General features: G+C 59.8%; 8 protein-coding genes. 4 read left to right on the top strand and 4 right to left on the bottom strand.

Annotation, left to right across the window (positions count from 1 at the left end; all coding sequences use genetic code 11):
- The 3 genes from AC0L18_RS15555 to AC0L18_RS15545 all read left to right on the top strand — a co-directional run.
- Positions 1 to 187 (top strand): hypothetical protein (locus AC0L18_RS15555; protein WP_473493154.1); only part of this gene is annotated, 187 nt, incomplete at its 5' end.
- Between the two features lie 145 nt (positions 188 to 332).
- Positions 333 to 2,561, top strand: a complete 2,229-nt coding sequence (locus AC0L18_RS15550; RefSeq protein ID WP_473493153.1) for a serine hydrolase — start codon at positions 333 to 335, stop codon at positions 2,559 to 2,561.
- Positions 2,562 to 2,657: 96 nt separating this feature from the next.
- A complete protein-coding gene (locus AC0L18_RS15545; protein WP_473493152.1) occupies positions 2,658 to 4,373 on the top strand; it encodes a ShlB/FhaC/HecB family hemolysin secretion/activation protein in 1,716 nt (571 codons plus the stop codon).
- Between the two features lie 38 nt (positions 4,374 to 4,411).
- Here AC0L18_RS15545 and ampH (AC0L18_RS15540) read toward each other — a convergent pair whose 3' ends face one another.
- From ampH (AC0L18_RS15540) to AC0L18_RS15525, 4 genes are all read right to left on the bottom strand, one after another.
- A complete protein-coding gene (gene ampH / locus AC0L18_RS15540) occupies positions 4,412 to 5,566 on the bottom strand; it encodes a D-alanyl-D-alanine-carboxypeptidase/endopeptidase AmpH (protein WP_473493151.1) in 1,155 nt (384 codons plus the stop codon).
- 20 nt (positions 5,567 to 5,586) lie between these two features.
- Positions 5,587 to 6,735, bottom strand: a complete 1,149-nt coding sequence (gene ampH, locus AC0L18_RS15535; RefSeq protein ID WP_473493150.1) for a D-alanyl-D-alanine-carboxypeptidase/endopeptidase AmpH — start codon at positions 6,733 to 6,735, stop codon at positions 5,587 to 5,589.
- 17 nt (positions 6,736 to 6,752) lie between these two features.
- Positions 6,753 to 7,928: a M23 family metallopeptidase gene (locus AC0L18_RS15530; RefSeq protein WP_473493149.1), complete on the bottom strand. Its 1,176-nt coding sequence runs from the start codon at positions 7,926 to 7,928 to the stop codon at positions 6,753 to 6,755.
- 380 nt (positions 7,929 to 8,308) lie between these two features.
- Entirely contained in the window at positions 8,309 to 8,992 is a 684-nt protein-coding gene (locus AC0L18_RS15525; RefSeq protein ID WP_473493148.1) for a GntR family transcriptional regulator, read from the bottom strand.
- A 269-nt stretch (positions 8,993 to 9,261) separates the two neighbouring features.
- Here AC0L18_RS15525 and AC0L18_RS15520 point away from each other — a divergent pair, with 269 nt between their 5' ends.
- Positions 9,262 to 10,389: a BMP family ABC transporter substrate-binding protein gene (locus AC0L18_RS15520; protein WP_473493147.1), complete on the top strand. Its 1,128-nt coding sequence runs from the start codon at positions 9,262 to 9,264 to the stop codon at positions 10,387 to 10,389.
- Positions 10,390 to 10,409: the final 20 nt, after the last annotated feature.

The following is a 10,409-nucleotide window of genomic DNA, read 5'->3' as shown; positions in this document are numbered from 1 at the left end:
CATAGCCATCGCCCGTGGCCCGCGGGTTCCTTCCTCGGGGACTTTCGTACGCCTGCCGGCGCCCGAAACTCTTCACGGGAGCGGACTGGCGGCTTTCAAGTCAATTATTCAGAAGCGGACTGTTGCCGCCCTGGTATTGACGTTGTCCAACAGCGGGCCGCCGACTTCGGGCGTTGCGATGGGGTAGTTTTCGCGAACAAGACTTGCGTCTGTCGGCGACGTCGAGGCCTGCCTGACATCGCTGCAGCCTGTATATCGAACCCTGCTTCCGTTACGCACTCATCAAGTGATATTGAAGATGGTGCACAAGACTTCGCCATAGGTCAGACGACATGTCGAACATCGAGGAATTGACCAGCGTCCGGCGAAGTCGCCAAACGGTCGGCCATTATCTCAAGCTGAGTGCGTACTGCTCGGCTGCCATTCTCTTTGCATCGCTATGTGGTCCGACCTCCGCTTTTGAGAGCCTGGAGCAAGCTAGCGCAACGGATTATTTGAGTTGCGGGTCCTCTGGCAATCGTTCCGCACCGAGCGAAGGAGCCAGCAAGCCCCAACCGAACCCAAAACGACAACCCGCCGGCCCCATATTCATGCAGAGCCTACGCAACGCTCCTGATCGCAGAGTTGCGCTTCTACAGAGCGTGCTGGCGGATAAGGCAGTTTATGCATCTGTGATCGATGGCTTGTTCGGCTCGCAAACAGTGAGCGCGGTGAAGTCCTTTCAGGCCAATAGTGGGATGCCTGTCGACGGCATAGTCGGCATTGAGACAGGCAAAGCGATGGGGTTGCCGTTTTGGGACGCCAGTCACACTCGCAAGCTAACTCCTCCATTTCGTGATTCTGCGAAATATCCTGACGATATAGAATTCAGGTTCAGGAGCCTGATCGGGATTGGCAATTTCTTCAGCAGCGTGCCAGACGCCCGCTACAGTTCGTCCGATACGCTCACTCGACGGGCGCTTCGAACAAACAATCCCGGCGCCATCAACATCTCGAGATGGCAGCGAGATAGCATGAAAGGGTATGTGGGTTGCACGCTGCCCGACAGGTACGGCAACCAGACCGCCGTTTACGAGACTCCTGAGTTTGGGGTAGCCGCTTGGGGCTTTCTTCTTCGCAAAATCTATTTCGGGGGCAAGAAGGACAAGGTCACCATTGGCGCCATCGTAGACAAGTACCGCGGCGACAATCCTCGTGATGCGTATATTGACGGCTACAAAAAATATTCAGGCGGCAAATTGGCGGAAAGCTATGAAATCGACTTATATGACAACCGGCAACTGGCCTTGCTGGCAATCGCCGCATACTCACACGAATTCGGCTCCTGGTACCCTCTCACGGGAAAGCAGCTTCTGGCAGGCTTTTCCATTACCGATGAATACATCGACTCTGGCGTTAACGACGAGGTCATCGTGGCGCCGGAGGAAATGGATCCCGGCCGATATATAAAGCATTCCGATCCCGAACGCCCCGCACCCACGCCCCCTCCGCCGGCCGCGCGGTCAGCCACAACCGATGCAGCGGTGCGACACGGCCTGCAGCAGCTAGTCGAGACTGAGGGTGGGCCGCCAGGTGCGATAGCAACTCTTTACCGCGACGGCCGCCTAACCGTACTCAGTGCGGGCCGCGCCAATGTGTCCTCGGATGTAGCGCCAGCGGTCAATCAATACATGCGTATCGCCAGCGTCTCAAAAGCCTTCAACGGGGCCATTGCCCTGCATCTCGTCCAGACTGGCCGGATCGGCCTCGACGAGACTATCGGCCAACATTTGCCCGGGCTGCCGGCGGCATGGTCCGCGATCACGCTTCGGCACATGCTAAACCACACCAGCGGGTTACCTGATTACCTGCGATCCGACGGCTTGGCCAAGCAAGTGGCGACAGATCCCCAAGGCTACGTCGAGCCGAGAAAGATCATCGACTGGGTCCGCAACGATCCGCTCGAGTTTGCCCCCGGTTCTAAGTATGCCTACTCAAACACCGACAATATCGTGGTTGGGCTGATTGCCGAAGAAGTGACCTCCAAACCTTACGAGGCACTGTTGCAAGAGATGATATTTGGTCCTGCCAACCTCGCGCAAACTAGCTTCCCGACAACGGAAATCGCGCTGCCGACGCCCTACATCCACGGCTACGCCGTTGAGCCCGGATCCCAGCCAGAGGACGTGACCAACTTTGTCAGCCCCAGCGGCGCGTGGGCATCTGGTGCGATCGTGTCGACTCCTGAAAACTTGTCCACGTTCATACGGGCTGACCTTGCGCTGAAGTTTTTCGGCGCTGCCGAGCAGCAGGAGCAGATGCAGTTCATATCAGGAGATTCCAGCCCGCCCGGACCAGGGACGAATGAGGCTGGCCTAGGACTGTTCCGCTACACCACGCCGTGCGGCGTCGTGTACGGCCATACTGGCAACTTCCCGGGCTATACGCAGTGGGCCGCGTCCAACGCCGACGGTACGCGCTCGGTCACTACCACGCTGAACGCTGCCGAGCCCACAGGCGCCTTGATTGAGCACTTGAGGGAGGTTCAGGCTCAGGCTGTCTGCGCGTTACTCGGCCATTGACGGTATTTTTTGCCAGTGACGGACCCGCGGCATACTGCTAAACCAATTCAGAGTTACCGCTGATTTCCCTGCCACGATAGTTCAGCGAGTTTTGACATGCCTGGTCGCAAGGCGCTGTCCCGATGGTCCGACGCAGTGCGTTGCCTATCGATTTGTCTTGCGATCAGTGCCTTCATTGTCGGGCCCAGCCTTAGCCAAACAATTCCCGAGCAGATCGACTCGGTGATCTCGGATCAGAACGAGACTATCCGACGCTATTCCGCACCGAGGAAGCCTGGAACGATCGACCTTTCGGTCCCCGACGCGCGCAAGACTACGCCACCCGAACAAGCCGAACGAATATTATTCACCTTGAGGTCGGTAACGGTTCGCGGCGCCGTCACGGTGCCGGCGTCACAGTTGCAGCAAGCGTGGGCCTACCAGTTGAGCAAAAGGATAAGCCTTGGCGACCTCTACGCCATTGCCGAACGGATCGACGAAATCTACCAAAAGGCGGGATATTTTTCGTGGGCGGTTGTTCCTGAGCAGGACTTTTCATCGGGCAACGTCGTCATCGTTCTCTACGAATCCTACGTACGCCAGGTCATCATCGACAGCGCCGTGCCTGATATTGAACGGCGTTTAAAACCTTACATCGATCGCATCGTTGCCATGCGGCCCATCCGGATCAAGGAAGCCGAGCGGGTACTCCTTCTGATGAGCGATCTTGGCGGCCTTACCATCGAAGGCACGTTCATTCGTCCTGAGACGCCTTCGGCCGGCGGCGCCTTAAAACTCGAGGTTGGGTTCACGCGGACTGGCGCGAACGTCATTGTCGACAATCTTGGTAGCGATGCCGTTGGTCCTTATCAGGTGTCTGGCACCGGCACACTAAACGATGCGTTGAGGCTTTTCGACGTGGCAAACATCGTTGGGGTGACCATTCCAGACACTCCGGATGAATTAAGGTTCGTGCTGGGTTCGCTCGATGTTCCGATTGGGTATGACGGACTGCATTTCGGATACAGCCTAGGCTACGTTTCATCCCAGCCCGGCGCCGACCTCGCACCGCTTGATCTCGATATAGCCTCTACGTTCGGCAGCGCGTATGCCAATTACCCGCTGCTGCGGACAATCGAACACAGCTTGTTTGGCCGCCTCGAATTGAACTTCAAGAACAACTCGCTGGCTGCGGGCGGTGAAACGCAAACCGACGAGGACCTCCGATGGCTGGCCGCGTCCCTTAAGTATGTCGGTGAGTTGGAAAATGGCGCCGTCACACTAACCGGTATTTTCGGTCAGGGCCTCGACGGCCTTGGGGCGAGCAGCAGTACTGATCCGCTTGCGCCGCGTCCAGGCGTCCCTGACGACTACAGGTTTTTCCGAGCCGACCTCGACCTCACCACGGAAATCGCCTCACTGGCGGTCGCCCACTTCCGAGTAGCGGCGCAATACGCGCCGACCGCTGTGCCGTCGTCGGTCCAGTTCGTGCTCGGCGGCGATCCTTATGGCCTGGCTTTCGATGGTTCGGCGGCGTCAGGCGACAGCGGCATAGCAGCGTCGCTGGAACTGGGACGAAATATCGAACTCCCGGAAACCTTGCCGATCTCGAACCTGAATGTGTTTGCATTCGTCGACTATGGGGCGGTTTGGAACCACGATATCGGCGTGGAATATACCGAGGCTGAGCTAGGATCGGCCGGCATCGGTGCGAGGGCTGCCTTCGGGCAGCACCTGAATGGTAGGGCGCTCGTTGCCATACCGTTCGAAGATAACCAAGGTCTGACCGATACCGGCACCCGCTTCCTATTCCAGTTGATCGGCTCGTATTAAGCTCGCGGCGCCTACCGACATTCGGCTTTCTTCCAGCATCATCTGGGCGCGAGTTGCGCGATGAGATCGTTGGCTGACTCGACCATCCCGTTAAACCCGCTGATGCTAAACTGGTTGATGGAGACGAAGACGCCAACACTACGCGTCGGCGCAATCACCACATAGCTGAACTGACCTTGCAGGCCACCGGACTTGTTGAGCATCAACGGCTTGTCGTCATTGGGCAGCAAACCGACCCAGCCTAGGGTCATCATGCCCATCGGCCCTCCATCATCCAGGCCACTGACCGGCGACAAGCCGTCGCGCCAGAGCCAGCCGGCATGGTTGATGGTTCGCCATGTGTCGTCGGCGGTGCCCTGGTCGAGGTGCCAAGCCATCCATTTCTGCATGTCGGCGGCGGAGCTGTAGAGCCCTCCGGCACAGCCGATCGTTTCCGGTGTAGGCACCAACGGCATAGGGGCGCCGTCGAAGAAATGGCCCTGCATGGTCCGCGATTTGTCACTTTCTTCGAGGTTAAGTTTGGTATCGGTCATGCCGCGCGGAACGAGCACCCGATCAGCAAGAAGCTGCCCGTAGGACTTGCCTCCCGCATTGGAGAGCGCAAGGCCGAGCAGGTCGTATCCCCAGTTGGAATAGAGGGCGCCAGTGCCCGGTGGAAAAAGGTAGGGACTGCCCTTTGCAAGCCCGGTCCTGCTGAGCTCGTAGGTGTTACCCGTAAATGGATTGTCCGGAGTTCCACCGGTCTGGTTCGGCACTTCGCGCGGCAGCCCGGATGCCTGGGTGACGAGGTCAACGAGCCGGAGCGTACGGCCCTCGAATTCCGGGACGGTCCAGCCTTTGTCCAGATGAACGGCAAGTGGGTCGGTAATGCCCAACGTTCCGTCCTCAACCATTCCACTCATGAGATCGCCGCAGAAGGCCTTCGAAATCGATCCGATCCGCATCAGCGTATGTTCGTCTGGCGTCTTGCCCGAACCCTTGCTGATTTCGCCGAAGCCGGCGAAGGCCGTTTCGCCATTGCGAACGGCGGCGATGACAAGACCCGGTGCGCCGGAGCCGAGAAACGCGAAGACGCCGGTGAAGCCAACGGCTTCCTCCAATAGGCGATCCTCGGCGTCTGCCTGAGGAACCGCGAAGAGACAACCAGCCATGGCGGAGGAGATGAGGAAACGCCTGTAGCTGGAACCGGTCATCTCGAAGCCCTCAATGAAAGTCAGCGCGGTGCGAGTTGGTATATCAGTTCGTTCGCCTGCTTCACCATTGAAGCAAAGCCCCCTGCGCTGAACTGGTTGATCGCCACAAAGACGGCAATGCGGCGCGTCGGGGCGATGGCTACATAGGTGAACATGCCCTGCCGGCCCCCGGATTTGTGGAGGATCAACGGATGATCGCCGTCGGCTTCGATCATCACCCAGCCCAATCCCATCGCATCCATCGGCGCCCCACCGTCGTCGAGCCCCAGCACCGGCGAGAGCCCGTCCCTCCGGACCAGGCTGGCGTGGTCGATGATCCGGCGTGCATCATCCTCAGGACCGCCTTGAGCCAGATGCCAGGCGATCCATTTCAGCATGTCGTTGGGCGTCGTGTAGAGTCCCGATGCGCATTCCATCGTCACCGGCGTCGGTACGAACGGAAGCGGGGTGCCATCGAAATTATGGCCCTGCATCAGCCTCTTCTCATCGCCCGGGCGGGGATTGAAAACGGTATCCACCATGCCGCGCGGGCGCAAAACCCGTTCCTCCAATACGGCGGCATAGGGCTTGCCGGTTGCGCCGGCGATCGCCAATCCGAGGAGATCGAAGCCGAAGTTCGAATAGAGCGCACCGGTCCCGGGCGCAAAAAGAAACGGGTCGCCTTTCAGCGCCTCGATCATAGCCTTATGGGTATGTCCGGCATAGGGATTGGCTGGCGTGCCACCGGTCTGCGACATCTCTCGGGGCAGGCCGGATGTCTGGCTGGCGGCGTCGATGATCCGCAGCCTCCGGCCGTCCTTTTCTGGCACGATAAACCCATCAGGCAGGTGCGACTGAACCGCGTCCCCCAGGCCAATTTCTCCCTTTGCAACCAAACTGGCGAGAACGTCCCCACAGACAGCTTTCGAGATGGATGCGACTCGCATCATCGTGTCGGCAGTAGGCACGATGCCTGACCCACGAGCGGTTTCGCCGAAACCGGCAAAGGCAGTCTCACCGTTCCGAACGGCAGCAATCACAAGACCGGGCGCACCTGAACCGATGAAAGCGAAAGTACCGGCGAATCCGACCGATTCGTCCAGCAGCGGATCGGCAGTAGCAGGAGTTGCACAGGCAACAGAAGCAGCCGCGAGCAGGAGGCGGAAGGACATCATGCGGGTTGTGGTCATGGGTCTCGCGCTCTGCGCTATTGCGGCCAGGTAACGACGGAGAGGTCAAGCGGCAGCACATTTTTTAGCTGTTGAGGAGGCGAGCGCGGCGTCAGCGTCAGTGGCGACCCCGTCGCTTCCGCCTTGTCGAAATCCTCTGTGCCGGCTTCGTCGACCGCAGTGATGGTAAAGCGGTCGAAGACGTAGGGAAGGCCATCTGAAGCCAGCGGAGAGGCGTTGTCCATGACATGCAGGTGCAAATGCGGCGCCTGGCTGTTGCCGGTGTTGCCAACCTCGCCGAGTTGGTCGCCACGCCGTACTTTGTCGCCCAGCTTCACCTTAACACCGCCCGGCCGCATGTGCGCGTAATTGACGAACAGACCTGAGCCAATGTCGAGCACGACGAAATTGCCGTCGGCCTCATCAATCGGCAGGTTCGGAGGCAGCGCACCGGGGACCTGGTCCTGCAAGTCGTTGCGAGTCCCGACTACCGTACCGTCGGCAACCGCGAGGATCGGGTTGCCGTAGATGTGGTAGTTGGCCGGCACTTTGAGGTCGCCCACAACCAGCGTATTCTTGTCGTCGAGCTGCTCCCAGTCGATCGCGAAGCGCTGGGCAAGATGGAACTTGCCGTCGAGCGACAGCAGCGCCCGGACGTGGCGGATGGAATCACAGCAGCCGTCGGCGGCGACGTAGCCGTTGCCGCGCAACGGAGGTCCGAGTATCACGGGAGCCGTAGCGACAACGGTAGCCTCGCCTAGTGTCAGAGTCATCTCAGCGCCTATGACTGCGAAATGCGCAGTCACCTCGTGGGTGATGCGAGCCGGGACCGCCGCCCCCTCAGCCAAGGCAACGTGCATAAAAATGACAGCGAACTGATACGCCGTCAGTTCGCGGGTTTCGTTGCCGCGGCTCGCCCCCGGCGTGACGCGGCTGGCCAGTTCATCAGGGCCGAGTTCTGCAAGCTTTGCCCCGCTGTCAGCATCGATGACTGCGAGCCTCTCGAAACGGGCATCACCGCCGGTGACATTGGTCACCGCGACTTCGTAAACTATGTGACGCTTGCCGTCCGAGCCAGGAACTACGTGCGGAGCAGCGATGATCTCGGCGACGAGTGGCGTGAGTTTCGGATTGTTGCCGGCGGCGTACACGGCAGATGCAAGCGTTACCGACAAAAGCACAAGGGTCGAAAGGAGCCAGATCAGACACCGCATCTCGAACGCGCCTCCTCTGCACACGCTTACGTTGCCGCATGAAGCTACGACAAGAAGGGCTCATAGCCAAGGTGGTTCGTGGCACAAGCGGGCCGCCGAAACTGGAGGGCAAACGGTGCCTAAAGCAGCTGAACAGCTTGGCCTGTCATACGACAGCGCACTCACCTTGCTAGCATTTGCACGAAAGCCGGCGCTCAAATCAACGTACGACCGTGGATTCTACTACTGCCTCGCTAAGATGTCCGCTTTCGGGCAATCAGGGGCCGGCGATTAACGACCGACTTCTGGCGCGAAGCGGCCATTCGCTAAATGCAAGACATAGGTCGCCTCGGGGTCAAAACGGTGTTCCGTTTCGGGTACCACGCGTCAGGTTTTGTCCACTAGGAAGACATCCCGATCGAATCCGCCGGTTTCATCGGGTCGACCGCGGCAAAGACGGCGCTCGCCTCACTGACGATGGAGACGTGATCCTTGGCTGCTTGTCCTGCGGCGGCGCCGTCACCGCGCATGATTGCGGTAACGATGACGTCATGCTCCTGCCAGGATTTGGCCAAGCGGCCCGGCAGCATGAATTGCGCGCGCCGGAACGGCGCCAGCCGGCTGCGGGTCATCACGGTCAGTTCATAGATGTGCTTGCTGTGCGCCCCGCGATAGAGCCGCGTGTGGAACACGGTGTTGAAATACTCGTAGTCCTCCTCCGCACCCAGTTGCACGAGGCGCGCCGATGCCTGGTGCTCGATTTCGAGCGCTCGGCGCTCGGCGGTGGTCATGCGCTCGGCTGAAAACCGTGCGCAAATCGCTTCAAGCTCGGCCATGCTCTCGAACATCGAGGCAAGATGCTCCTGCGTCACCACGGCGACGGTGGCGCCGCGGTTGGGCCGCCTTTCGACCAGCCCCATGGCGCTCAGCCGGCCAAGCGCCTCCCTGACGGGGGTGCGCGACACATCGAAAAGGGCAGCCAGCGAGGCCTCGTCGAGCTTTTCGCCGGGGCGCAGGAAGCCGGTGACGATCCGGTCACCAATCGCCCTCACCATCTGATCGACGGTCGTGCCCGACCTGATCAAGCTGCGCTTCCCCGACAATTCTCCTCCGTCCAGTCTTTTTCGTTTCGACTCGGGCGCGCCCTCTATGCCTTTATTTTAATCTTGTTGTCAAACTGTCTAATTGAAAGGCAAAAAGTGTATGCAATTGCCTTTCGCTTGAGCACGGCTAATCAGCCCGCTAACTGATTTAATTGGATAAAATCCAGCTTTTGAACTGGCACAGCGATTGCATGCACTTTTACGAGAAGGGGATTAATCGACCCGGAAAGGGTCCAACAGGGAGCATTCACATGACCGAGAGATTCATGCTTAGCCGCCGCGATCTGCTCAAGACCTCCGCCGCCGGAGCGGCGCTCGGCCTGGCCTCGGCGTCATTCCCGATCAGCAGGGCATTCGCCGCTGCCGTCACTGTCGGCTTCATCTATGTCGGACCGAAGGACGACTACGGCTACAACCAGGCGCATGCCGAGGGTGCCGCCACATTGAAGGCCATCGAGGGCATCTCCGTGGTTGAGGAGGAGAACGTCCCCGAAACGGTCAATGTCCAGAAGTCGATGGAATCGATGATCAACCTCGACGGCGCCTCGCTGATCTTCCCGACCTCGTTCGGCTATTTCGATCCGCACATGCTGGCCATGTGCGCGAAATTCCCCGACGTGCAGTTCCGCCATTGCGGCGGCATGTGGAACAAGGACCAGCATCCGATGAATGCCGGTTCCTATTTCGGCTATATCGGCATGGGCCAGTATCTCAACGGCGTCGCCGCCGGCCACGCCACCAAGACCAAGAAGATCGGCTTCGTCGCGGCAAAGCCGATTCCGCAGGTCCTGCTCAACATCAACTCCTTCCTGCTCGGCGCACGCTCGGTCGACCCGGCAATCACCTGCCAGGTGATCTTCACCGGCGAATGGTCGCTGGCGGTCAAGGAGGCGGAGGCCACCAATGCACTGGTCGATCAGGGTGCCGACGTCATCACCTGCCATGTCGACAGCCCGAAAGTGGTGGTCGAAACGGCGGCGGGGCGCGGCGCCTTCATCTGCGGCTACCATGCCAATCAGAGCCCGCTGGCGCCCGAAAAATACCTGACCGGCGCGGAATGGAACTGGGCGAAGGTCTACAAGATGTTCGTCGACGACCTCGTGGCCGGCAAACCGCTGCCCAATTTCACGCGCGGCGGACTGGCCGACGGCTTCGTCAAGATGAGCCCGCTCGGCCCCGCCGTCAGCGAGGCGGCGCGCGCACAGTTCGACGGCACGCTCGCCGAAATGATGAAGGGCGGCTTTTCCGTAATCAAGGGGCCGTTGAAGAACAACAAGGGCGACGTCGTCGCAACCGAGGGCCAGACCTTCGCCGAAGCCGCGATCGAACTGGAAAGCATGGACTATCTCGTCGAGGGTGTCGTCGGCTCGACCGCTTGAGCATGGATCGGAGACGGGGG

This window comes from Mesorhizobium sp. WSM4819, from assembly GCF_055811215.1.
The sequence above is the reverse complement of the archived record's forward strand: the minus strand, read 5'-3'. Positions and strand labels throughout refer to the sequence as shown.

Bases quoted from the DNA above. Each gene is read 5' to 3' on its own strand.
- AC0L18_RS15550 (WP_473493153.1), top strand. From the start codon at position 333: ATGTCGAACATCGAGGAATTGACCAGCGTCCGGCGAAGTCGCCAAACG.
- AC0L18_RS15545 (WP_473493152.1), top strand. From the start codon at position 2,658: ATGCCTGGTCGCAAGGCGCTGTCCCGATGGTCCGACGCAGTGCGTTGC.
- ampH (WP_473493151.1), bottom strand. From the start codon at position 5,566: ATGACCGGTTCCAGCTACAGGCGTTTCCTCATCTCCTCCGCCATGGCT.
- ampH (WP_473493150.1), bottom strand. From the start codon at position 6,735: ATGACCACAACCCGCATGATGTCCTTCCGCCTCCTGCTCGCGGCTGCT.
- AC0L18_RS15530 (WP_473493149.1), bottom strand. From the start codon at position 7,928: ATGCGGTGTCTGATCTGGCTCCTTTCGACCCTTGTGCTTTTGTCGGTA.
- AC0L18_RS15520 (WP_473493147.1), top strand. From the start codon at position 9,262: ATGACCGAGAGATTCATGCTTAGCCGCCGCGATCTGCTCAAGACCTCC.